21 protein-coding genes are annotated in these 24,781 nt (G+C 52.8%); 11 read left to right on the forward strand and 10 right to left on the reverse strand.

Annotated features, from left to right (window positions below; translation table 11 throughout):
• Complete coding sequence (locus AC6I8X_RS09820) at positions 1-621, forward strand: TetR/AcrR family transcriptional regulator (RefSeq protein WP_497840988.1); 621 nt, start codon at positions 1-3, stop codon at positions 619-621.
• 63 nt (positions 622-684) lie between these two features.
• On the opposite strand, the gene AC6I8X_RS09825 is transcribed toward AC6I8X_RS09820, so the two are convergent.
• On the reverse strand, positions 685-1,302 hold the full coding sequence (locus tag AC6I8X_RS09825; RefSeq protein ID WP_497841034.1) for a DUF3313 domain-containing protein: 618 nt from the start codon (positions 1,300-1,302) through the stop codon (positions 685-687).
• A 178-nt stretch (positions 1,303-1,480) separates the two neighbouring features.
• Between AC6I8X_RS09825 and AC6I8X_RS09830 the strand changes: the two genes are divergently transcribed.
• The gene (locus tag AC6I8X_RS09830; protein ID WP_313690365.1) at positions 1,481-1,849 is read left to right on the forward strand and encodes a hypothetical protein; all 369 of its coding nucleotides are present in this window, start codon (positions 1,481-1,483) and stop codon (positions 1,847-1,849) included.
• 49 nt (positions 1,850-1,898) lie between these two features.
• On the opposite strand, the gene AC6I8X_RS09835 is transcribed toward AC6I8X_RS09830, so the two are convergent.
• Complete coding sequence (locus AC6I8X_RS09835) at positions 1,899-2,819, reverse strand: carbon-nitrogen hydrolase family protein (protein WP_313690363.1); 921 nt, start codon at positions 2,817-2,819, stop codon at positions 1,899-1,901.
• Positions 2,820-2,905: 86 nt separating this feature from the next.
• On the opposite strand from AC6I8X_RS09835, the gene AC6I8X_RS09840 reads away from it, so the two are divergent.
• Positions 2,906-3,826 (forward strand): LysR family transcriptional regulator, encoded by a 921-nt coding sequence (locus tag AC6I8X_RS09840; RefSeq protein WP_497840989.1) that lies wholly within the window; start codon positions 2,906-2,908, stop codon positions 3,824-3,826.
• Here the strand turns inward: AC6I8X_RS09840 and AC6I8X_RS09845 are convergent.
• From AC6I8X_RS09845 to AC6I8X_RS09880, 8 genes are all read right to left on the reverse strand, one after another.
• Positions 3,823-5,070, reverse strand: coding sequence for an NAD(P)/FAD-dependent oxidoreductase (locus AC6I8X_RS09845; RefSeq protein WP_497840990.1), 1,248 nt, complete (start codon positions 5,068-5,070; stop codon positions 3,823-3,825). The genes AC6I8X_RS09840 and AC6I8X_RS09845 overlap by 4 nt on opposite strands.
• A gap of 4 nt (positions 5,071-5,074) precedes the next feature.
• Entirely contained in the window at positions 5,075-5,422 is a 348-nt protein-coding gene (locus AC6I8X_RS09850; RefSeq protein WP_084874769.1) for a RidA family protein, read from the reverse strand.
• A 15-nt stretch (positions 5,423-5,437) separates the two neighbouring features.
• Positions 5,438-6,937 carry an amidase gene (locus AC6I8X_RS09855; RefSeq protein ID WP_497840991.1) on the reverse strand — a complete coding sequence of 500 codons (1,500 nt, stop codon included), beginning with the start codon at positions 6,935-6,937 and terminating at the stop codon, positions 5,438-5,440.
• Between the two features lie 4 nt (positions 6,938-6,941).
• Positions 6,942-8,171, reverse strand: coding sequence for an MFS transporter (locus AC6I8X_RS09860; RefSeq protein WP_497840992.1), 1,230 nt, complete (start codon positions 8,169-8,171; stop codon positions 6,942-6,944).
• Positions 8,172-8,371: 200 nt separating this feature from the next.
• Positions 8,372-9,304, reverse strand: a complete 933-nt coding sequence (locus AC6I8X_RS09865) for a LysR family transcriptional regulator (protein ID WP_313688060.1) — start codon at positions 9,302-9,304, stop codon at positions 8,372-8,374.
• A gap of 16 nt (positions 9,305-9,320) precedes the next feature.
• Entirely contained in the window at positions 9,321-10,049 is a 729-nt protein-coding gene (locus AC6I8X_RS09870; protein WP_084874777.1) for an amino acid ABC transporter ATP-binding protein, read from the reverse strand.
• Positions 10,046-11,278 carry a M20/M25/M40 family metallo-hydrolase gene (locus AC6I8X_RS09875; protein WP_497840993.1) on the reverse strand — a complete coding sequence of 411 codons (1,233 nt, stop codon included), beginning with the start codon at positions 11,276-11,278 and terminating at the stop codon, positions 10,046-10,048. The genes AC6I8X_RS09870 and AC6I8X_RS09875 overlap by 4 nt, the downstream gene beginning before the upstream one ends.
• Positions 11,271-14,228, reverse strand: a complete 2,958-nt coding sequence (locus AC6I8X_RS09880; RefSeq protein ID WP_497840994.1) for an FAD-dependent oxidoreductase — start codon at positions 14,226-14,228, stop codon at positions 11,271-11,273. Before AC6I8X_RS09880 ends, AC6I8X_RS09875 begins: the two co-directional genes overlap by 8 nt.
• A 90-nt stretch (positions 14,229-14,318) precedes the next feature.
• On the opposite strand from AC6I8X_RS09880, the gene AC6I8X_RS09885 reads away from it, so the two are divergent.
• The 8 genes from AC6I8X_RS09885 (at position 14,319) to AC6I8X_RS09920 (ending at position 24,646) form a co-directional block, all read left to right on the forward strand.
• Entirely contained in the window at positions 14,319-15,215 is an 897-nt protein-coding gene (locus AC6I8X_RS09885; protein WP_084874788.1) for a dihydrodipicolinate synthase family protein, read from the forward strand.
• A gap of 34 nt (positions 15,216-15,249) precedes the next feature.
• Entirely contained in the window at positions 15,250-16,080 is an 831-nt protein-coding gene (locus tag AC6I8X_RS09890; RefSeq protein WP_217621302.1) for an ABC transporter substrate-binding protein, read from the forward strand.
• 17 nt (positions 16,081-16,097) lie between these two features.
• Positions 16,098-16,847 carry an amino acid ABC transporter permease gene (locus AC6I8X_RS09895; RefSeq protein ID WP_299453060.1) on the forward strand — a complete coding sequence of 250 codons (750 nt, stop codon included), beginning with the start codon at positions 16,098-16,100 and terminating at the stop codon, positions 16,845-16,847.
• Positions 16,844-18,259, forward strand: coding sequence for a dihydropyrimidinase (gene hydA / locus AC6I8X_RS09900; RefSeq protein ID WP_313685574.1), 1,416 nt, complete (start codon positions 16,844-16,846; stop codon positions 18,257-18,259). The genes AC6I8X_RS09895 and hydA overlap by 4 nt, the downstream gene beginning before the upstream one ends.
• 45 nt (positions 18,260-18,304) lie before the next feature.
• Complete coding sequence (locus AC6I8X_RS09905) at positions 18,305-18,988, forward strand: GntR family transcriptional regulator (protein WP_313685572.1); 684 nt, start codon at positions 18,305-18,307, stop codon at positions 18,986-18,988.
• A gap of 269 nt (positions 18,989-19,257) precedes the next feature.
• Entirely contained in the window at positions 19,258-21,972 is a 2,715-nt protein-coding gene (locus AC6I8X_RS09910; RefSeq protein ID WP_497840995.1) for a hypothetical protein, read from the forward strand.
• A 178-nt stretch (positions 21,973-22,150) separates the two neighbouring features.
• A complete protein-coding gene (locus tag AC6I8X_RS09915) occupies positions 22,151-23,485 on the forward strand; it encodes a hypothetical protein (RefSeq protein ID WP_497840996.1) in 1,335 nt (444 codons plus the stop codon).
• A gap of 420 nt (positions 23,486-23,905) precedes the next feature.
• Positions 23,906-24,646, forward strand: a complete 741-nt coding sequence (locus AC6I8X_RS09920; RefSeq protein ID WP_313685582.1) for a carbonic anhydrase — start codon at positions 23,906-23,908, stop codon at positions 24,644-24,646.
• Positions 24,647-24,781: the final 135 nt, after the last annotated feature.

Here is a 24,781-nt window from a genome sequence, read left to right on the forward strand (position 1 = left end):
ATGCGCACACTTACCGATGAAAAAAGACAAGCCATTATGACCGCCGCCTCAGCCGTGTTTCAGGAACACGGCTACGAGCGGGCCTCAATGAATGAAGTTGCCCGCCGTGCCGGCGGTTCTAAGGCCACGTTATACAACTATTTTCCTTCCAAAGAAGCCCTGTTTGAGGCGGTAGTCAGAACTTACAGCACCCATTATCTGACCGAAGCCGCCGGGGATATTCTCAACGACGATGGCAGCGAACTCAGCCTGGAAAACAAACTCCACCGTTTTGGTAAAGGTATGCTGAGCGTGCTGATGAGTGACAGCCAGGCACTGCAACTTTATCGCGTGGTGGTCGGTGAAGCCGGTCATTCGGATATCGGCGCGTTGTTTTATGAATCCGGCGTGCGGGAAAGTATGGAAATGCTCTCCAGCCTGATGAAAAGCCATATGGAGCAGGGCGATCTGGCGGAAAATTGCCCGATGCTGCGTGCGCGCCAGTTTTCCGCGTTGCTGAAAGCCGAAGTGGATGAATTGCTGTTGAAAAAAGAGATGGGTACTTTTTCAGAAAGCCGCGTCACCGAGATGGTGGCAGCGGCAGTGAACCTGTTTCTGGCCGGTGCCTGCCGCCGCACGTAACTCTTGAAAGCTGCACGGACGGGTAGCGGTGTGATTTATCGCACCGCTACATCAATCGAGCTGTTACTGTAATTTTTTCAGCAGTTCCTCCGCGCCCTTATCAATGCCGGTTTCTGCGGCGCTGAGCGAGCCGAAGGTGGCACCGATATTCATCGCGTTAGGATATTGTTCTGCGACGTAGGCCAGCAGCAGTTCACCGGTTTCGGCATCATGAATTTCAACCGCATAGTTCACGTAGCCGCTGAGCATGCCGCGCCCGCCGCGAATTGACTGGACGATATTATACGGCCCTCCGGCAAGGTCGAATTTAGTGACGGTCCCGGCGACCTGGGTGGTGGTATCGGCACCGGTTAGCGTCAATTTGAGACGCAGCGTATTTGGGGAAGGGGACGTGGCGCTCTGAAAGCGCGTGGTTAACTCCTGACCAAACTTCTGTTGCATATAATCGGCAAGATGGTGGCGATCGGCTTGATCCATATCGTTAAACTGGCCGTCACTGCCCTGATAAAGGCTGACCGGTTCAATAATGATCTTGCCATATTTTTTCCAGTCCACTGGCGCGCTGTAGCGAAAGGGGATTCTGTCGCTGTCATCCCCGGCGTTAGCGCTCAGCCGGGAAGATGACTCCAGCCCGGTGTATTTTACCGGCGCGGTACTGGAGCATCCGGTCACACCCGCCATCAGGACCAGTGCAGTCAATCCCGCATAAATCCCCTTCAATGATTTCTCCACAATCCGATCCTCTTAAAAAGTAAAAATGAGTATAAAAACGCTATAATTAAACTGTACGGTATAGTTATCTTGATTTATGCTGTTTCTGTCAAGCAGATGTTGCGGCAGGTTTCTGGGGGGATGGGGGATGCACAGAACGATGGTCAGTGGTGAAAATGGCGTATGCCGCAACGAGGCAGATTTATTACTGGCCGGAAACATGGCGCTTCCTTTGCGCTACGCCAGCTTGCCGTTAGGTAAAAGATTGAATCGATTAGGGCTGAGACTGGCACTGGCATCGCGTTGCCCGCCAGAAGTGGAAGAACAGGTGATGTGGGTCGTCAATGGCGCGATGCTAAAGGGTGAACTGCGCTACCGCAGGCCAGAAATCATGGTCACGACATTTTTGCAGCTGCTTTATGAGTACCAGGTTAGCCGGGCGATGCCGTTACGTGCCGCCGTGCGCGCCGCCGTGAAACGGTTTATGGCGGAAAATGGGGGGTTGCCAGTGTTGTAACGGTGCGATTTTTCACACCGTTACCGTGGCCCTGGTGTTGGCCGTTATCTTACTGGAAAGTCACGGTTTTTTTTGGTTTTTGGTCAACCGACAAAGAGAAAACATCCGGGCGGGCATAATGTCCAACCACATCAAAGTCATAGCGGGCGCGAATCAGTTCATCGGTATCAATCTGTGCACACAGCAACCCTTCGCTGCCGCGTAACGGGCCTGCCAGCACATCACCCAATGGGCCGATAATCACGCTGCCACCCTGAATCAACGGACGCTGGCTGTCCCAGCCGGGAATTTCAATGCCGAGTTCTGCCGGTGACGGCTGAATCTGGCAGGCGCTCAGAACAAAACAGCGTCCTTCATGGGCGATATGTCGCATTGAGGCCTGCCACACATCGCGTTCATCCACCGTTGGTGCGCACCAGATTTGCACGCCTTTGGCGTACATGGCAGTACGCAGCAGCGGCATATGATTTTCCCAGCAAATCGCGGCACCGATGCGCCCGGCTTGCGTGTCCAGCACCGGCAGGGTGGAACCGTCGCCCTGACCCCAGATCAAACGTTCGGTGCCGGTTGGCATCAGTTTGCGATGTTTCGCCGCCAGTCCGGTTTCGGGTTCGAAAAATAACGCACTGCAATATAAGGTGCTGCCTTCGCGTTCAATCACGCCAATCACTAACGCCGCCTGGGTTCTGCGTGCCAGATCCGCCAACGCCTCAGTTTCTTTGCCCGGCACATCAATGGCGTTGGCAAAGTATTCTGCCCAGGTTTCCCGTCCTTCTGGCAGACGATAACCCAGCTGAGTACCGAAGGTTTCCCCTTTGGGATAGCCGCCGAGCAGGGCTTCAGGCATCACCACCAGACGGGCGCCGCTGGCCATGATCTGCTCTTCATAAGACAGAATCTTTTCTAAGGTTTGTGCTTTGCCTGCTGGGGCGGAACCCATTTGCAGCACTGCCACAGTTGAGGAGGCCATGGTTAATTACCTGTTGCCGAAGATATGAACCACTGATACTCCCCGCTATAGTGATATGAATCAATCGTCGTGGCCGTATATCTGATATGAACAACATAAATATTGAAGCGCTCGATCTTAATCTCTTCAAAGTGTTTGAAGCCCTGTATGAAGAAGGTAGCGCCAGCAGGGCGGCTTTACGGCTGGGGATTACCCAGTCAGCAGTGAGTGCGGCGCTGGGCAGATTGCGCAAAATTTATGGCGACCATCTGTTTGATCGCACCGGGCGCGGTCTGCGCCCGAGTCGTCGCGCCGAGGAGTTAAAACCGATTGTCAGTGAAGCGCTGGATCGCTGTCGCCAGAGCCTTTCACTGGCGCAGCTGGACCAGGCCGCGTTCGATGGCCGCAGCGTGGTGCTGGGCTGGTCTGATGATTATGAAATCGCGCTGGCGCGCAAACTGATTAATCGCGTGGCGCAGGAATATCCGGGACTGCGGCTGATATTCCGGCAAATTCACAGTCGGATTGCCGCCGGAATGCTGATGAACCGCATGGTCGATTTGGCGGTCACCTCGGGGAGCGGCCACTCAGCGGCGCTGAGTAAAGAGTTAGTCGGGGTGAATGACTACGCCTGTGTAGTGGATTTTGTGCCGACCACGCCGGAACTGACTATTGATGACTACACCACGTTGCAACATATTCTGATTTCATCGGGGGGCGTGGTGGGGATTGTCGATGAAGCGCTGGCTGAACTGGGGCTGAAACGCACGGTTGAAGCTGCCGCAACGCACTTCTCGGCCGTACCCTGGCTGATTAAAGGTTCACGGTCAATTGTGACGCTGCCCAGCCATGCCGCCCGCGCGATGGCGGAGATGTTCGATTTACACCTGCTGCGCTGCCCGATTGAATTACCTGAGTATTCGGTAGAACTGGCCTGGCGAGCCGACAGTCTCAGGGACCCGGCAGTGGCCGGGGTGAGGAATATCTTGCGTGAGTTGTTGAAAGTGATGTGTAAACCGTCACGCTAAAATCGTCGTGCCGGGCTAAACGCCTCCATCGCGATGCTGCTGTGCTCGCCGTGCATCAATTCGGCCAGCAACATCCCGGTGGCCGGGCCGAGAGTAAAACCCTGATGACCATGACCGAATGCACACCACATGCCCGGCTGGCCCGGCACCGCCCCGATCACCGGTTTCATATCCGGCATACAGGGACGGGCACCTTTCCAGGGCTCGGCTTCTACGGCAGCACCCAGCGGCACCAACTGGCGCGCTACCTGTTCCACCGCCTTAAGCTGAACAGGCGTGGCAGGTGCATCAATATCGGCCAGTTCCGCCCCGGTGGTGATGCGTAACCCGCGCGCCATCGGAGCAATCAGGTAGCCCCGTTCTTCATCCAGCATCCAGTGACGCGGCGTAGCGCCTGGCACCGGCTGGAAATGCTGATGGTAGCCACGTTTCACAAACAACGGCGGACGATAGCCAAAATCACCGGTCAGTTGCGAACTCCAGGGACCGAGCGCTACCACCACCTGACGTGCCTGCACCCATTCGTCGTTCCGGGTTTGCACCTGCCAGCCGCCGTCCGCCGTCGGGCGCAGCGTCTGGGCATTACCCTGATACCAGGCGGCTCCGCGCGCCAACAACAACGCCGCATAGGCTTTCACCAGCTCGCCGGGATCACGCACCGTCAGTGGGTCACTCCAGTAAACCGCGCCGCTCAGCTGCGCGCGTAACGCCGGTTCAGTAGCCTGTAATTGGGCCGCGTCCAGCTTGCGATGATTCACCCCCATCGCCAGCAGTTTGTCGGCATCGGCAAAGGCGGCATCGCGTTGTTTATCGCTGCGAAACAGCATCAACCAGCCACGTTCACCGAGTAAATGGCGGGCATTCGCCGCATCCAGCAGCGCCTCGTGGGTCTCAATCGACAGGGCGATCAACGAAGCATAGGCCGCTGCAATCGGCGCATAAGCCTGCGGTGCCGAATTGGCGTAGTAGCGCAGCAGCGGCGAGGCAAGGGAAGGTAGCGCGCGCGGGTGATAACGCACATCCAGCCGACGGTTACCCGCCACGCTCAGCAGCGTACTGAGTTCACGCGGAAAGGCGTAGGGATTGACCGCCTCGCGCTGGATAATACCCGCGTTGCCATACGAGGTTTCTTCGCCAGGGTCGCGCCGGTCCAGCAGCGCGACATCATAACCACGCTGCTGCAGATGCAGGGCGCAGCTCACCCCAACCATGCCGGCTCCCAGCACTAACACATCATGCGCCATCGCTTTACTCCGCAGTGGGTTTTTGCGCGACCACAGTGATCTCCAGCAACGCCTCCTGCAACACCAGGCCCGCCAGCACCGTGGTTCTCACCGGCAAAGGATCGCTGAACCATTTGGCATACGCCTGATTAAATGGGGCGAACAAATCGGCGTCGGTGAGATACACGGTACAGGAGAAGATATCTGCCAGGGTGCAACCCTGTTCTGCCAGCGTGGCCTGAATGGTCTGCATCACGCGTTCGGTCTGACGGCTGACTTCTGCCGCCAGCGTGCCATCTTCTTCAAATCCAATCACACCCGAGAGCCATACCTGATCACCGACCAGACGCACTTTGGAAAAAGGTAAATTCATGTTGTCCTCGTTCGTTTACTGACCTAAAGGGAGATAAAAATCCGCCATGCTGGCGATAGGCGGTGCCTGGCACAGCGCGGCAATGTCCGGCTGCGGGCGTGCCAGTTGCGGATGCTGGCGAAATTTTTGCTCCAGCGCTTTTGCCACCCGCAGTACGCCAGTGTCGTCACCACGCTTGCCGATGATTTGTAAACCAAACGGCATGCCCTGCGCATCCCGCCCCAGGGGTAAGGAAAGGGAGGGCAACCCGGCCAGCGAGGTGACATACGCCAGCGCCAGCCAGTGATAGTAGGTACGTGTCGGCTGGCCGTTGATTTCACGCGGATAAAGTTCGGTCCATGGACGTGGGCTGATGGTGACTGCCGGTGACACCATATAATCATAGTCGTGAAAAAACGCTTCCCAGCGCCGATACAGCTGGGTTTGTAAATCCAGTCCGCGTGCAATATCCAGTGCGCTGTAGCGCAAGCCTTCTTCAATATTCATGCGCACGTTTTCACCGACTGACTGCGGATGCTGCTGATACAGTTCACGCGTAGCGGTGAGGAACAACAGTGATCGCAGGGTTTCGAAGGCTTCATTCGCTCCCTGACAATCCGGCGTCGCCTGTTCAGCGCTGGCGAACAGCGGGGCGATATGCTGCATTTTGCCGTGAAAGCAATCCACCACACCTTGCTCGGTCGGGGCGAAGCCGAAGTCGTGGCTCCATGCCAGGCGTTGCGAGGAGAGGTCCATCGCTGCCAACGGAAAGAACTCCTGCGGCTGGCGCAACTGGCGTCCCGGCACCACATGCGACAGCGGATCGCGCGCATCTTCGCCCTGAATCACGCTGAACATTAAGGCGGCATCATCCACCGTGCGTCCCATCGGACCCAGAGTGGAAATTTGCAACCAGGCGCAGCCGCGTTTTTCTGCCGGGATAAGACCCGCCGTCGGGCGGAAACCGACCACGCCGTTAAAGGCTGCCGGATTACGCAGCGAACCGCCGGTATCGGAACCGGTCGCCAGCGACACCATGCCGCAGGCCAGTGCCACCGCAGATCCGCCAGAGGATCCTGCGGCGGAACGGCTGGGATCAAACGGGTTACCGGTGGTGCCATACACCGCGTTGCGGGAATTCCCTCCGGCACCCCATTCCGGTACGTTGGTTTTGCCGACAACGTTCGCGCCCGCTGCGCGCAACACCGCCACCAGCCGCTCATCCTGCTGTGGCACGTTGTTGCGTTTTGCCACGCTGCCGTAGGTGGTCGGCAAGCCGGCGGCGTCGATCATATCCTTCACGCCGAGCGGTAAACCGTGTAACGGGCCGAGTGGTTCGCCGCGCAGCACCGCATTATCCTGCTGTTTGGCGATGGCGCGCGCCGCAGCAAAATCGCAGGCCACCAGCGCATTCACCGCCGGATTAACCTGTTCAATCCGCTTGATACAGCTTTCCAGCAGCTCACTCGGGGCGATGCTCTTTTCGCCAATCAGACGACGGGCTTCCGTCGCCGGGAGATCGCATAACGTATCCATCGCATCATCCTTCTTTGGTTAATGATTTCAGCGGAGGCACCGCCGCTGTGCCGGTTTTTTCCGTGCGGATGGTCAGGCTCATCAGGGTTGAGAACGCGGCGGCCCCCATCAGGAACAGGAACGCGGAGCCAAAGCTGAAGTGTTGCACCATCAGACCAATCGCCAGCGGGGCAATAAAGCCTGCCGCCTGGCCACCAAAGTTGATCACACCAATACCGGAACCCACCATCCGCGGCGCGAGGATTTTGGTCGGCAGTGCCACGGCAACCGCCAGCACAAACGATTTAAAGAAATAGGTGAATGCCTGCGCCACAATCACGCCGGTCAGCGTTTCCGCACGGTACATACAACCGATGGAGATGGCGGTAAACAGGGCGCTGAACAGCAGCATCAGGTTTTCCCGGCCATTAAAGAATTTCATCATCACCCAGCCACCGATGGCGGTCGCGATCCCGGCCATCAGATAGGGGATCGGCAGCAGCACGCCGACGGCTTTCAGATCGAGGTGACGCTCGGTCATCAGATAAACCGGCATCCAGGAATCCAGCCCTTTGTTGATGAGACTCAGACCAAACCACACCGCCGCGATCTTCCACAGCAGCGGGTGCTTCATGACACTTTTCACGTCCTGCAAATTAATGCGTTGCCGCTGTTCGCTGTCACTGGCCGGGGTGTTGCGTACCGTCAGGCTATATATCAGCACAAACACCAATCCCAAAATCCCAATTAGCATAAAGGTGTGACGCCAGTGGAAATGCAGCAGCAGTGGGGCAATTAACAGTGGGGCGATCATGCTGCCGATATAATTTGATGACACCAGCAGCGAGGTAATTTTAGGTTTCTGTTCCGTGCGGTAATTTTCCGCCGCATTCTTAATGGCTGCCGAGGGGAACGCGCCTTCACCCAGACCGAACAACAGGCGGATAAATAACAATGACGCCAGCGACCATGCCAGGCCGGTAAGCAGGGTGAACAATGACCAAAAACCGATCGCCATAATCACCACTGACTTCGCGCCAAAGCGGTCGGCGAGCCAGCCACCCGGTAACTGCATCAGCCAGAAGCCAAAATAGAACACGCTTAACACCAGGCCGAGTTCGGCGGGCCTGAGGTGCATTTCCGCCGTCAGTGCCGGTGCACCCATGCTCAGCACCACGCGATCAATAAAGGCGATACACCAGGCGATATACAGCAAAATAACCACCCAATGCCGGTAAAACGATGAAGGTTGCATGGCAGTTCCTTATTAGCCGGAGGATTAAATTTCTCAGCAGAAATTCATCCTGCCATGCGCTCAGGGTTATCACCATTTCAACTTTTTCACGTTATCCATAGCAAAACGGCAAAGATCACGTCGTGATAAGGCATTATTATTTCGCGCCAGCATAAACGACGAAAAAGGGATCGATTCAGGTGTTGGGTAATAAGCGAATATTATGATGTGACAGCGGAAATAAACGGCGTGGACTCCATTTCGCGAATAAAATGGTCAATAAACGCCGTCACCGCTTTGGGTAAGCTGCGGCCCGCCAGCGTATTCAGTTCGATATTGATGCCGTGCAGATCCTGTCCCACCAGCGGGACAGCGCACAAATTATGGGCACGAATATATTCCCGCACCGTCATTTCGGACGCCACCACCACGCCCTGTTCATAACGTACAAAGGCCAGCAACGCACTGATGGAGTTGGTGACAAACACCGGAGAAATGACGATCCCCTGACGGCTACAGCAGGCATCGAACAGGCGGCGCAACATAATTGGTCGTTCCGGCAGCCCGAGAGGATAGCCACTCAGCTGCGAAAGCTGTAAACCGCTGCGCCGGGCAAGCACATGTTCGGGCGGCATCACCGCTACCAGACGGGACTGCAAACGCCAGGCGACATGAATATTCTCCTCGGGAATCTGGCTGAAAGTCAGCCCGAGGTCACTTTCCCCTTCACGCAGCCGACGCACCACCTCTTCGGCATGGGTGACATGCAGGCGAAAATGGATATCGGGATAATGACGACGAAAGGAGGCGATCATCATTGGTAAAAAATCGACGCTGAAGCCAGCCGAACTGTCGATGCGAACTTCACCTTTCCGCAGCCCGCTCAGTTCAGCCAGTTCATGCACCACCTTTTCACTTTCCAGCTGGGTGCGGATCGCCCAGGCCGCCAGCAACTCCCCGGCGGCGGTGGGGATCATCCCTTCCTTACGCCGTTCGAACAGGGTTTCCCCCAGCCGATCTTCCAGGCCGCTAATCTGACGGCTGATAGCGGAGGCGGCAACATTCAGTTTCTGTGCCGCCAGGCTGAGTGAACCCGAGCGAACCACTTCCAGAAAGTAGCGGACGGCATTTTCCTGCAGGTGGCGTGCTTTCATACTCAGCCTTTTTTCCTTAATGATGAATGATCTGGTCGAGAAAATTTCGCGCGCGCGGTGAGGCCGGGGTGGTGAAAAAGGTTTCCGTCTCGGCGTCTTCGATAATTTCCCCGGCATCCATAAAAATGATGCGGTCAGCAATCTTACGGGCAAAGCCCAGTTCATGCGTGACACAACACATGGTCATGCCTTCAGCAGCCAGTTCCGCCATCACCGCCAGCACCTCTGCCACCATTTCAGGATCCAGTGCCGAAGTGGGTTCGTCAAATAACATCACTTTGGGGTTCATCGCCAGTGCACGGGCGATGGCGACACGTTGCTGCTGGCCGCCGGACAACTGAGCCGGATATTTATGTCCGTGACGTTCCATGCCCACACGTTGCAGCAGTTCCTGCGCTTTATCTAATGCCGCCGCACGCGGGCGTTTCAGGTTACGCATCTGTGGCACAATCAGGTTTTCCAGCACCGTCATATGCGGGAATAATTCAAAGGACTGAAACACCATGCCCACCTGCTGACGCAGGGCGGTGAGATTGGTTTTCTTATCACTGAGCTTCATGCCATCCACATCAATTTCGCCACGCTGAAACGGCTCCAGCGCATTGATGCATTTAATTAAGGTGGATTTCCCGGAACCGGACGGGCCACAAATTACCACCACTTCGCCTTTTTGAATATTCAGCGTGCAGTTTTTCAGCACCGGCAGCTGACCATAATATTTGGACAGATTATTAATGGCGATCATGCGTTTTTCTCCTGCAAAAGGGTAAGCAGACTATTGGCGACGATTTTGGTGGCGCGCTGTAAATCATCAAGATGCACACGCTCATCGGCGCGGTGCCCATTGGCCTCGAGGAAGCTGCGTGGTCCGGCACCGTACATAATGGTGGGAATGCCTGCGGCACTGTACAGACGGGCATCGGTATACAGCGGCAGCCCGACTAACGGGATCGGTTCCTGCAGGATTTCTTCTGCCTGCTGGCTGAAGATATTAGCCAGGGCGATGCTCGCGGCGGATGAGGTGAACGGGCGCGCCAGTAAAATGCGTTTTACCTTGCAGGTAATGCCGGTCAGCTGTTTTTCCACGCTGGCAATCAACGCGATTAATTCCTGCTCCACCGCCTCCGGGTTTTCCTCCGGGATAATGCGACGGTCGAGACGAATCACCATATTATCGCCCACCACATTGGTATTAATGCCGCCCGACACCAGACCAATCACCAGCGTAGGGGAATCAATACCCGGAACCTGCGAATGTGTTGCTGCCAGCGAGTCACGATAGTGATACAGCGCGCTCATGACACGGTTCCCGGCTTCGATGGCATCGTGGCCGCTGGCAGGAAAAGCGGCGTGCGCCGATTGACCCTGCACGGCGATTTCCAGATGCAGACAACCATTATGCGCGGTGACGACAAAGTAACTTAGCGCAGCACAGACCACGTAATCCGGCTTGCTGATGCCATTTTCCAGCAGCCAGCCAGGTCCGGTCGCGCCACCGGTTTCTTCATCGTAAGTAATGTGCAGCTCGATGGTGCCATTTAGCCTGGCTTCACTGTGGATCAGCGCCAGCAGCGCGTAAGCATAAGTGGTGATGTCTGATTTCGACACCGCAGCCCCACGACCATATAACCAGCCATCTTCGATTTCGGCACCGTAAGGGTCTTTGCTCCAGCCGCCACCGGGTGGTACCACATCACCGTGCGCATTGAGCGCTACCGTTGGACCGGGTCCAAAGCGATGACGCACCACCAGGTTGGTCGCGCTGCGCATCCCGGCAGCCTGTACCACATCATCCGGCACCGTGAAGGTTTCGACTTCCAGCCCCAGCGCGCGTAATTGCTGCGCCGTGACTAAGGCATGAGGCGTACAATCACCTGGCGGGTTATCTGACGGGGTTTGCACCAGAATTTTCAGCATCTCAACCTGGTCGGGAAAATGGTGTTCAATCCATGTGGCGACACGTTGTTTACTCATTGACAGCAGTCCTGTGATTATCGAAACGGGAAATATGGTAAGGCGACAGATTGATCTCACTGCTGCCACGAAGAATAAGTTGCGCCAGGCTGCGGGCCACCACCGGCGACAGGGTATAACCATTGGAGGTCACGGCGTTGTAGAAACCGGGGATGCCGGGCACTTCGCCAATAATCGGCGCGCCGTCGATATTGATATTCATCCCGGCCCAGCTACGTACCATATGCAGGCCACTCAGGGCGGTCAGCACTTTATTTGCCACCCACAAATTGCCTTCAATACTTTCGCGCGAGGGCTGATTCATGCGCATTGCCGGATTAAATTGCGCACTCCAGCCGCCGCCAATTAATAAGCTGCCGTGCGCCGTCTGTTTCAGGCTGAGATGACGACCCGCGTGTGCAATCAGGTGATCCACCAGCGGCGCGGCACGTTCGGTGACAATCATCTGTAGCGGCGCGCCTTTGACGGGCACGTTGATCCCCACCATTTCACCTACTTTGGCGGCCCAGGCACCGGCAGCATTGATCACTCGCTGCGCCTCAATCACGCCACGGCTGGTTTGTACCCGGTAGCCACCGTGGGAGAGCCGCTCAATGGCCATCACATCGGTGCCGCGCTGGAAACGTGCGCCCTGAGCGCGTGCCAGCTGGTTCACCACATAAGTGGCACGCAGTGGGTTGATCTTGCCTTCCATCGGGCAAAATTCGGCACCAATAAGCTGCGGGGAAAGGTTGGGGGACAATTGCGCTAATTCACGCGCATCCAGCAAGCTGGCTTCGATACCGAAGCGGCGCTCCAGCAACATTTTCTGTTCGAGGAAACGCATCTCCTGTTCGGTTTCCGCCACCATCAATCCGCCGGTGATCTTGATTTCCAGCGACTCACCGCTGGCGGCTTCCAGTTCCTGCCACAGCCGGACCGAAACCGGCCCCAGCGGCAGCGTTTGCGCCGCCGGACCGCCACCTTGTTCGGCTTTGGCACCAAAATCGAAGGACAGTAGTTGCACATGCAGGCTGCCCGCGTTGGCCCCGGAAGCCTGTAAATTGATATCGTCGCGCTCCACCACCAGCACATCAGCGCCACCCTCGGCCAGGTAATAACCGAGGCAGTTGCCCATCACGCCGCCACCGATCACCAGTACGTCGGTCTTCTGAGGGGGCAAGGGTGCAGATTCCACCGGGCGCGCCAGATTAGGGGTGATGGCGGGTTTATGGCCGCCCCATTCCTGTTTCTCAAAGGTCAACGCGGCGATGGGAACCGGACGCACCGGGAAGCGGGGCGCATAGAATCCGCTGGTTTGCTTTTGGCGTCCGGTCATCTCCGTCACCAGCTGCGCCACCATGCCAGAACAGGTTCGTCCCTGACATAACCCCATGCCGGTGCGCAGATTACGCTTCAGTGCGGCCGGGGTATCCATGCCTGCGCTGATGGCGCTGCGCAAGCTGCCAAGGGTGATGTTTTCACAACGGCAAATCACCGTCTCGTCCGCCAGCGATTGCAGGCTCACCGGTGGAGCCTGGTAGACCTGCCACAGCGCCTGTTGAAAATCTTCCGCTTTGGCGAGGCGTGTTTTCAACTGATGGATATCCATGCCCTCAGCCTTTTTGCCGAGCGCCTGGAGCGCACGGATGCCAGCCAGCTGACCGCGCGTCTGGGCAATCTGCGCGCCGCCGAGGCGGGCACCATCACCGATCACATAAACGCCAGCGACGCTGGTTGCGCCGTCTGCATCGGTTTTAATCGTTGGGGTACTGAACGGGGTGGCAGCAAGTTGCTGTTCGCAGCCCAGCGAGCGAGCCAGATCGGTGGAGGGAATAAAACCGTGGCCGAGACAAAGCACATCACACGCAATCTCGCGGCTTGAACCGGGAATGCGCTGCCCGTGCTGATCCACCGCCATAACAGTAATGCGTTCTAACCGATCCTGTCCGTGCGCAGCAACCACTTCATAACCCCAGCGCACCGCCACACGATTTTTTTTCAGGATCGACAGGTAATGACGTCCCTTGAGCAACAGCTCGGGTGCAACTTTTGCCATGGTCAGGATCTGCCGCAGCATTTTGATCCCCGGTTTAGCGGCGCGTTCCAGCACCTCAACCACCTTGCCCTGGCTGTCAACCAGCTCGGCGGCAAACTGCAAATTCAATGGACCATTGCCGCTGACGACCACTCGCTCACCAGGAATGACCCGATACGCTTTCGCCAGCGTCTGGCCTGCGCCGGTAGTCATCACGCCGGGCAGGGTCCAGCCAGGAAAAGGCACCGGGCGCTCATAGGCACCGGTGGCGATGATCAGCTGTTGCGGGCGAATCAGCAACGTCTGATCGCGCCAGATAACGCCAATTTCCTGGGCAGAAAAAGCCGCCCAGACCGTGGCCTGTTGCAGAATGTCTACCCCGGCTGCCAGGGTCTCTTTCAGCAGGGTATCGCCATCACACCATTGCTGCGGCACTTTGCCATGCAGGGTATGAGAAGGGGCCAGCGGCTTAAAAAACTGACCGCCGCTCTGCGGGCGTTCATCAATCACCATGACCTTTGCACCCGCGCTGGCGGCGATGCGCGCGGCAGAAAGTCCCGCCGGACCGGCACCCAGCACCAGCAGATCGCACTCACGTGTTTCTGGGGCAACGTTGTGTGGGGTTGGGGCGAGAGGTTGGGCCGGTGGTTGCGGAGCGCGCTGAGTCTGCACCTGCATACCGTCCTGCACCAGAGTCATGCAGCTGCGTTGCGATCCTTTGCCATCCACCTGCACCACACACTCGTAGCAGGCCCCCATGCCGCACCATAACCCGCGTTTGTCGCCCTGACTGGCCTCACGGATAGTCACGATATTTTGCCGTGCGAGTGCAGCCGCAATGGTTTCGTCAGGCAGGGCCTGCACGGCTTGGCCATCAAACCAGATGGTCAGAGTTTTGCTGGCAGGAATGATGTTGGGAGATTTGAGTTCCATAACGCTTGTGATCCGACAACGCTTGTGTATACATTATGTATACGGTATACAAACGGTATGCATCAAGCAATTTCTTAAGGAACTCAAAACATGGCGCAGTTTCGCGGTACTTATACGGTGTTAATTACTCCTTTCACCCAGGATGGTTTAGCAATTGACGTGCCAGCTCTGGAAAAATTGGTCGATTGGCAAATTGAGCAAGGTATTCATGGGCTTATCCCATTGGGCAGTACCGGTGAATTTTTATCGATGACTCGCGAGGAGCGCCAGCTGGTCACCGAAACGGTGATTCGCACCGCAAGAGGGCGTGTACCGGTGTTGATGGGAACCGGTGCAGAATGGACGCCGGAATGCGTGGAACTGAGTAAAGAAGCCGAAGCGATGGGGGCAGATGGCGTGATGATCATCCCGCCATTTTACAGCTGCCCGAACGAAGACGAATTGTTTGCCCATTACCGTGCGGTGGGCGAAGCGCTTTCCATTCCGATCATGATTTACAACAACCCGGCCACCGCCAATGTCGATTTGCTGCCGAAAACCGTGGCGCGTTTATCGGAAATCGACACCGTCAGCTATATCAAAGAATCCACGCTGGAAGTCACTCGTGTGCGCGACATCATTGAATTGTGCGGCGACCGCATGAATGTGTTCGCCGGCATCCTCGGCTACGAATCCTTCTGGCTCGGTGCCTGCGGCTGGGTGGCGGTGGCGTCTAACCTGTTGCCATCGCAGTGTGCACAAATGTTTGAAGCCGCAGTGGACCGCCTTGATCGCAATGAAGCCCTGGCGCTATATCACAAAATCCTGCCGGTAGTGCGTGCGGTTGGCGGGCCACATTATGTTGCCGCCAGCAAAGCGGGCCTGTCGATGATGGGGCTGGAGGTGGGCATCCCGCGTGCACCGCGTCTGCCGCTTGCCAGCGATTTGCACCAGGTTCTGCGTCATGAATTAGAAAAACTCGCAGTGCTGAACAGCTTTCAGCATTGATACCCGTCCTATTTTGCTTATTCGGAGAATGTAAATGATGACCAAAAAAACGTTGATAGCAGCTGCATGTCTTCTTACGGGTAGCCTGTTTATGCAAGCCAGCTTCGCGGCCTGTACCCCGATTGAGGGTGCAAACCTGGTGACGGCGGGTGAGTTAAAGATGTCCACTAACCCGACCTTACCGCCACTGCAATATGTCGATGGTGAGGGCCAGTTAAAAGGCATGCGCATCGAGCTGGGCGAGGAAATTGCCAAACGTCTATGCCTGAAACCGGACTACACCCGTATTGAATTTTCCGCGATGGTACCGGGTTTGCAGGGCGGACGCTGGGACATGATCAACACCGGCATTTTCTTCACTCCGGCACGCGCAAAAATCATGTATCTGATCCCTTATGAGAGCCAGGCCATCAGTGTTTCCGTGGCTCCTGCCGACAGCGGCAAAATTGCCAAAGTTGAAGATCTGGCGGGTAAAAGTGTCGGAGTGGAAATCGGCGGTTTTGAAGAAACCACCATCCGTAAGATCAGCAAAGAGCTGGAAGCCAAAGGCCTCAAGCCGGTTGATATCCATACCTTTGATAACTTTACCGTGGCCTTCCAGGCGTTACGCGCGCAGCAGGTAAGCGCAGTGATCAGCATCGACGCCGTCGCGGCGGATTATCAGCACAAAGGGATGTTTAAGCAGGTGCTCTCTGGCATCGACCCGACACCGGTTGCTATTGCATTCAAAGACGCACATCTGGCTGACGCCACCGCGAAAGTGCTGAACCAGATGAATGCCGATGGCAGCTTACCGGCGCTGTTTAACAAGTACGGCGCGAAAATGATCACCGGAACCTTTAGTGTTCAGGGTCCCCACTCGTAACTGTAGGAAAGCGAATTATGATTCAGGGCTGGAGCTGGGAAGGGTACTTCCATTATCTCACCAACTATTTCATTTTCATGGGGGCGGTGAATACCGTCCTGTTAACCCTTGCGGGTATGGCTGGCGGGCTGGTATTGGGAATATTACTCGCCTTTGCCAGACTCTCTCCCTGGTCATGGATTAACCAGATTGCCCGCACTTATATCTGGATTTTTCGCGGTACGCCGTTACTGGTGCAGCTGATTATTATCTATACCGGTCTGCCGCAGATTGGCATTCGCTTTAGCGTGATTGAAGCGGTGGTGATGGGGCTGGTATTGAATGAAGCGGCTTACCTGGCGGAAATCATTCGTGGTGGCGTGCAGGCCTTGCCGAAAGGGCAAATTAATGCGGCCAAAGCGTTGGGCTTTAACCAGCTGAATGTGGCGCGTTACGTGATTTTCCCACAGACCATGCGTTTAATCCTGCCGTCGTTAGGCAACAGCTTTAATGGATTATTAAAAACCACCTCCATCGCTTCGGTCATTTCCATGGAGGAGCTACTGCGTCGTACCCAGATATTGATGCAGGAACAATTTATGGTGCTGGAACTGTTTATGGTGGCCGCCACCTATTATCTGCTCCTCACCACCTTATGGGACTTTATCCAGCGCAAAATCGAACGTCACTACGCTAAAGCGTATCAAAACACCACGCACAGCAGTGAACCGGTCAAACCCAGCTTTAAGGAAGTTTCCAGCGCTTACACCCGGGAGACGCAACCATGAAATCCTTTGATCTGATTATTAAAAATGCGGATATCGTGACGGCTGCCGATCGTTATTATGGTGATATTGGCATCAGTGAGGGGCGTATTAGCGTCATCGCAGCGACCCTCGATGAAACGCTGGCGCAGCAGGTGATCGATGCCAAAGGTCGCATGGTCACGCCGGGCGGTGTTGATGCCCATTGTCACCTCGACCAGCCTTCCACTGATGGTTCTGTCGGGGCGGATGACTTCATTAGCGGTACGCGTTCGGCTGCCTGTGGCGGTACCACCACCATTATTCCTTTTGCCATGCAATTCAAAGGGCAAAGCCTGCACGATGCGATCGCCGATTACCATCAGCGTGCTGAAGGGAAAGCCTGCATTGATTACGCGTTTCACGTGATTATTACTGACGCCAGCGCCGCAGTGATTGACGAGATTCCGCAGGTTATCCAGCAGGGCTACACGTCATTTAAGATCTATATGACCTATGACGCGTTAAAACTGACCGATCACCATATTCTGAATGTGCTGGAAGCGACGCGTGAAGCCGGGGCGATCTCCATGATTCACGCAGAAAATGATGACTGCATCAGTTGGTTAACCGAGCGGCTGAAAAAGCAGGGCAAAATCGCGCCGCGTTTTCATGCGCTGGCCCATTCACCGATTGGCGAGCGTGAAGCCACGCACCGGGCGATTTCTCTGGCAGAACTGGTCGATGTGCCGATTTTGCTGGTCCATGTATCCAGCCGTGCGGCGATTGAGCAGATTTACTGGGCGCGTGGTCAGGGCATCAATATCTTCTCTGAAACCTGTCCGCAATATCTGTTCCTCACCGCTGAGGATCTGGGCATTGATGATAGTTTCCACGGCGCAAAATGCATTTGTAGCCCGCCGCCACGCGATACTGACAGCCAGAATGCAGTATGGAATGCGTTAGCGAACGGCACCTTTACCATTTTTTCCTCGGATCATTGCCCGTTTAACTTCGATGATCCGCAAGGTAAGAAGCTGCATGGCGACAATGCCTCATTTGATCTGGTGCCTAACGGCATCGCCGGACTGGAAACACGTCTGCCGTTATTGATGAGTGAAGGGGTACTGAAGAAGCGTATTTCCGCACAGCGTTTTGTCGATTTGACCGCCACGGCACCGGCGAAGCTCTATGGCCTGTATCCGCAAAAAGGCAGTATTGCGGTGGGTTCGGATGCCGATTTGGTGATCTGGGATACCGGTATCGATAAAACCATCAGCAATCGCGATTTGCACACCAATGCCGATCACACGCCTTATGAAGGTAAACAGGTTCAGGCCTGGCCTGCCATCACCTTATCGCGCGGTGAAAAGGTCTGGGCGGAGGGTGAATATCAGGGAAGGGCAGGGAATGGTGCGTTTCTCACTTGTGCGGTGCCTTTCCCAATAAGCGGATAATCCGGTAAACTCATTAGCCATTTTACTTTTGGACACTGCGTGAAGATGACTGACTATCAGGATCACACCCTTGCTGCGATTATGGCTGCCAAGCCGTTGTATATGAAATCAGCCAGTCTGTCTGAGCAGGTTTATACGTTGCTGAAGGAGTTAATCCTCGAACGTAAAATTCCCGGAAGTAGTGAAATGCTGGAATCGCGGCTGGCGGAAGAGTTGCAGGTTTCCCGTACGCCAATGCGTGAGGCACTGGTGAGACTGGCGGGTGAAAACCTGCTGGAACGACGTGGCGCACGTTCCTACACCGTGCGCACCATCGATATCAAAGAGTATCTTGATACCATGGCGCTGCGGGAAGTGCTGGAAGCGGAAGCGGTGGGTAAAGCACTGGATAAAATCAGCGCCGCTACACTGGATGACCTGCTCAAAGAGCTGCGTGAATTGATTGATGCCGGTGAGGCGCAGGAACATCTTTTCTGGCGTTTCGATGAAAAGCTGCACAACACCATTGCCGAAGCCAGCGGTAACCTGGTACTGGCGCAGGTGCTAAAAGGTTTGCGCGTTAACGTGCGTCTGTTCCGTTTGCATAGCCCGCTGCATCGCCAGCAGGAAAACCACGCCGAGCATCTTGATTTGCTTACTGCGATGCGTGAAGGCGATCGGGAAAAAAGCCTGGCTTCCATTCGTAAACACATTGTTAATCTGCGTAATGATGTGATTTCTTCGCTGTAACATTCCTCGTTATTAATGACAAAGTTATAACCGTTTGGTTATGGCTTTGTCATTTTCGTTAAAATTTATGCGTGCTCCAATGTTGTATTTCTTGTAGAAAACACAGAGTAATCTGTCATTGCGCAGAAAAACAGAAAGTTTTGCTGGTTTTCATAAGAGATTTTTTTTGGAATAAATAACCTATCAACGGGAAAATCGTAGTATTCGGGGAAGTGGCTGAATACTGCATTTCTAAATTAACTCCGTGTCGATTGTTTATAGGTTATCTTATGCCAAGAGAAATTACTAATACGCCGATTCATACGATTTATGATTATGAGGCAATGACGACATCAGCCACTGATTCAGGTAAGAAATTAGGTTATCTTAATATAGAGTTGGGTGAGGCAGCTGAAAAGTTAAAATATGACTCGCAGCTTGCTCATGAGTATTTGAGTGAAGGGGTGTCGGGATATGATAATCTGTATAAAAAGATCGAAGACAGACTAAAGAAATTCATAAGTATCTATCCTCACCCCGCAGATAAGCTCGTCGAAAATTATTCTCAAATCATCTCCGCGTTACAAGCGTCGGGAACAATTACTCCAGCGGAGGCTCGAGGGCATTTAACGGCCTTATTGCCTGAGGTCATTGCATTATCGAATAAACCTGGCGCAGTGGCTTGGGCAACGTCTTTGGTTGATACGATAAAGAATGATGCAGAGGGGCGTGAAGAACTGATAAAAAAACTCACTGAAAAAATGGCTGATCCCAGCAACGAAATCATCGATCAGCAAGGTAATAAAAACGCCTTTCAGCGGCTGAGTTTTATGGGTAGAAACTCTTCAATGTATGTCAGGGCAGTGATTAAAATACTCGAGGATGGTGGTATACGGATATCACACAAATCAGACAAAACGCCAATAGATAAGAAAATCTTTGATGCAGCAAGAAAAGCATCCGAAGAGATTGTCAGTGACCTCACAGAAAATACCTTTAAGATTATCAGAAGTCGGATTTGGACGGATAACAGAAATGCGATGTTGGATGTCGCCCGTGAGCATATTCACAGTTTATCACGTATGCAAGCAGAGATAGACAAACACAAACCGGGACTGCTGGATGCACTGGCTGGTTCCCTCGATACGATGTATCACGAAGGACTTACTCAGCACGAACAACATGCTGCTGGCTGTCGCGAAAGAGACGAAGCCATCGTTGCTGAAAAGGCTGCTGAGCGGGAAGCAAAATATGCAGAACGTGATTCTCAGGAAAATTTCAACATTATGGAATTTGCTGAAGGGGTAATGTCATTATCAAGAATAATAATGACTGCCACACCTGGTGTTAAACCCTGTGATATTGAGTCACTAACCGAAAAAGGAAAGATCAAACAGGATATTGATCGTTCAAAGGTGCGGGTTAAGCAGGAAAAGGCTCAGCAAAAAGAAAAATCAAGACAGCAAAAGGGACATGAGGAGAATATAACCAAACAAATAGCAGCAATGCGAAATGATATTCATGGTTTAGAAAATGCATTGAGACAAATTAATACAACGTTAAAGATACCTAATCTCACTCCAGGACAGCGAGACAATCTCGAAGGTTTAAGAGATCTTGTAGCAAGAAAAATCTGTGATTCAGAATTTCTGGCACAAGCTATACTTAATCTTGAAGCATTGAAAAAAGCGAATAAAGAAAGTTTAGAACTGATCAATGAGTTGCCACATCTAAGAAAAAGAATGGAAAAACAGCGAGAGATTGATGAAGCGATCTCCCATCTCTATCTCGATTCCGAAAGTGGCTCGGCAAGTGACACTGATAGCGTGCATTCGCAACCAACGGCAAAACAATTACGAGATGCTCACGTCAGACCTATGGTCGTTGATAATGGTAAAGGTGGTGAGGAAACTATTTACGTGGAGTTGACCAATGATACGTCTATGAAGCAATACATTTATGATGGGGAAACAGGAATGTTTCGCCAGGGTTATAATCATGTTGATGCAAAAGGGAAGAGAATGCGGCTTCCGGGCGGGTTTAATCTGCCCCCTGCGCAAAGGGCAAAACTCCAGGAGTTTATGAAGGAAAATATTTCGGGTTTTTCAACATTAACAGAAGCACAATTAGATAATTATATTAATAATATTCCTGCTGACAGCGCTGACAACTATACAAAGATGCTGGCATTTTTATTCAAGGCAAAAAAAGGTAAAGAAGCCGAGTGGATAGCCAAACATCAACCCGTTAAGGACGATACGGGTCCTGAGGTCAAATCCCAGGTTCAGCCAAAGGGCAGAAGGGATAAACCTGAAGCTGAACCTGAAGCCGGTCCATCACAACCCAAGAGAGTGAAATTAAGAGCTGATGGTGGGGCGCATGGCACACCACCAAGATCGAGGCCATCAGCATCAGGTGCATTGCATGCACCTTTTGGTAGTCCGCGAGTTGGCGCAAGCTCCAGCTCCAGACGTAGTGAACCAGTGGCATCCCACAATACTGAGCGAGCGACTCCACAATATATGGCTACGACTGAAAAAGGAGAAGTTCTGACCAGAATTGAAATCCCAAGGGAAGAGTGGCCAGAAACATTGATTCATTATACTGATGGCAAAGGATTCGAGGGAATAGGTCAAACTAATAGAATTAACTCATCATGTAATGCTAAAGGTGTCAAAAACGAAAAAAAATCGTTTGGAGGTTATTTTACCAATCTGTCACCACTTGATGCCAGCAGATACCAGATCAGTAAAAAAATAATTGGCATGGGAGTGAGTTTTTCTCTTGAAGATAAGACCTTTAATCTGCTTGAAATAAAACCCCAAAATCTACCAGAAGGTTCAAAAATGTACAAATGCTCCTGGAGTGATAATATCTTTACAGTAGAGTCCCCGGATCCCGACAAATCAATCAGGCTAGTGCAATCTAAAGTAAGGCCGACAGGGGACGATGTTTTAGTGTGGAAAGGAACATATAATGGGTATAAAATGAGTAGAAATAAATAGGCGTATATTTTTATATGCCAAAATTTTAGTTACTAAAATACCATGTAGCAGTACGTCTTTCCTGCTGCTACTTTTTTTGGGTATATTTTATGATTTTTTCATGATATTTAATTTTAATCAGGCTTCATATGTTATATGTGGTTTAACTTCGGACAATGACAATATATGAGGTGAACATATGGAAGCCAGTACAGCTAAAGTCGGTGGCAGTGGTAATCCTATCATTGCGTCCATGGGAGTGGGTAGTAGTGAAAGTGAACGCCATCAGGTTCCAATACTGGGTATATCAAATGAGACAATTGAACCTCTTAGTCTGATCACCTCTACAATCCCCAGCATCTCCCCCAATGATTGCTTTAAAAAAATAATTTCTTTTTTCTCTTCGCTTAACATTCTGCATATTGAAACACATAAAACACCCTTTTTATCTACCATTCACTTACTGGAAGCATTTTATAAAAACAGCGAGGCCTTCAGGATATGCTTTGAAAAAGTCTGCCAGAAAATAACACATGCAGACTATGAAGCTAAAAAAAACTTCGCCCAAATGCTGCATGCGTTCAATGACTATGAAAAAGAATTCAAAGATAACGCATCGGGTATAGAAATCGCTCTATTCTGTACTATGCAAAAAATCATTTCTTATGGTTCAGGGGCGGTCAATATCGAGCCGATTAAACGCGCACTGCATCAGAGTGACGTTCAGACCATTGCGCCGGTGATAAGGGATTTGGAAAACCGCTGCCTGGATAACTATCTACGCGTCGAAACGAAAGATTATACGCCTGATGCCTATGCCACTGGACTTTGCAATTCCCCTTTGGATCAAACGCTGCTGGAAGTTAAAGACCTGATTAAGGATTACAATCCGGAAAACAAACCAGTGGTATTGCTTTTAGACTTTGACGATACCATCAGTATTGCGAGTCATCGGTTTATGGGGATATCCAATAAAGAGTGGGCTGACAGGGAATTCGACAAGACGGCGGAGAATAAAGAAGCTCACATACGGGACGTTTTTCTCTCAGTTTGCGCAGGGCGAGCCTATGTCGGTTTTATTTCGTCGCGTTCTTTCATTGATGGTGCATTGATCAAGCTGGTTGATTTTTTAATCACCAAAGATATTGCCGGGGCAATGTGGCCTAAAAAATCAGATTGTGAAGATATCGATATTAAATTTGATGGCACAGTGGCAAAAGATGTCACAGTATTCCCGGATGGCAAGACCCGTTCGTGGTGCTATAAAGATAAAGTCTACCTGACATCTCAAACACCTAAGATTGAGATCATCAATGATATTGTGAATAAGCTCGCCATCCAGCACGGCGTCAAACCGAACGATTTCTTTGTTGCGTTCTGTGACGATGATGGAGGGAATCATGAAGTCGCGCGTAATGCCTTTAAACAGATGAAACGTGACGGAACTGAAAGCTATGAGCTTTTATCGGTGCAAACATTCCCGCATGAAATGGTCGAGGATGTGTATGTCTATCGGGATGACGTAGAGGGGTGAGTCCCAGGCTTAATCCGCAACCCGTTCGGCGTCGCTACGTGAAATCTGAGAAAAGAGCAGGGTAATGGAGAAGGAATTGTGTAAACAGGAGGATTGCAATCGCCATGTGTTTTTTCCTGCCTTTTCGGGGGCGGGATTGCGATAATATTTCAGTAAAATAGGGTGAGTGAACGGGTTAATGGTCTGGTTCAGAACAGGAGAATTAAATAGGACAACTCACCTCAGTCGTGATGACCGCTTGGCTTGCTTTACCCTCGGCTCTTGCTAATTTTTACTCAATGCGATGAATCCCTCCCTGTGCGACGAGGCTTAAGCCGCTAACAAACTAATACCAGACGATGAGTAAATACTGACTCAGATTATGGCTTTCCTGCCAGGCAGGGGGCCATTCGGTAAGGTAATTTTTGAGAGGAGTACATGATGGGAAAAGATAAACCGTATCAACCGTCACGTCGGGTAATACTGAAACACGCTCTCGCTATTTCCGCACTTTCCGTCACAGGGCTAACCGGCTTAACCGTGCCTTCTATCGCCTTTGCTGCCTCCCTCAGCAAAGAACAACGTGATGCGATGACACCGGATTCAGTGATTGAGCATTTCAGGCAGGGCAATCTTCGCTTCCGTGAGAATCGACCGACCAAACATGATTATCTGGCGCAGAAACGCAGTAGTGCGGCAGGCCAGTATCCGGCTGCCGTGATCCTCAGTTGCATAGACTCGCGTGCACCGGCTGAAATTGTTCTCGATGCAGGTATCGGAGAAACATTTAACGCGCGTGTGGCAGGTAATATCAGCAATCGGGACATACTCGGTAGCATGGAGTTTGCCTGCGCAGTAGCCGGGGCGAAACTGGTACTGGTTATGGGGCACACCAGTTGCGGTGCGGTTCGCGGGGCTATTGATAACGCCGAGCTTGGAAACCTGACGGGTTTGCTGGATGAGATAAAACCCGCCATTGAGAAAACGGAATACAGTGGTGAACGTAAAGGAAGCAATTATGATTTTGTTGACGCGGTGGCCCGTAAAAATGTTGAGCTGACGGTCGGGAATATTCGCGAAAACAGCCCGGTACTGAAAAAACTCGAAGAAGAGAAGAAAATTAAAATTGTGGGCAGCATGTATCATCTTGTGGGTGGCAAGGTGGATATTTTTGAAGTGTAGCATTGGCCCGTTAATTAATTTATCCCGGACCCGAGCAGGGTAATGGAGAAGGAATTTTGCCGTAGCGGCGCGGTCCGGAGGATGTACGGATATCGCATTTAACATAATATACATTGTAGGTACTTTGGTGTGACA

Source organism: Pantoea sp. X-Soil-TKNS-1280 (assembly GCF_059730475.1).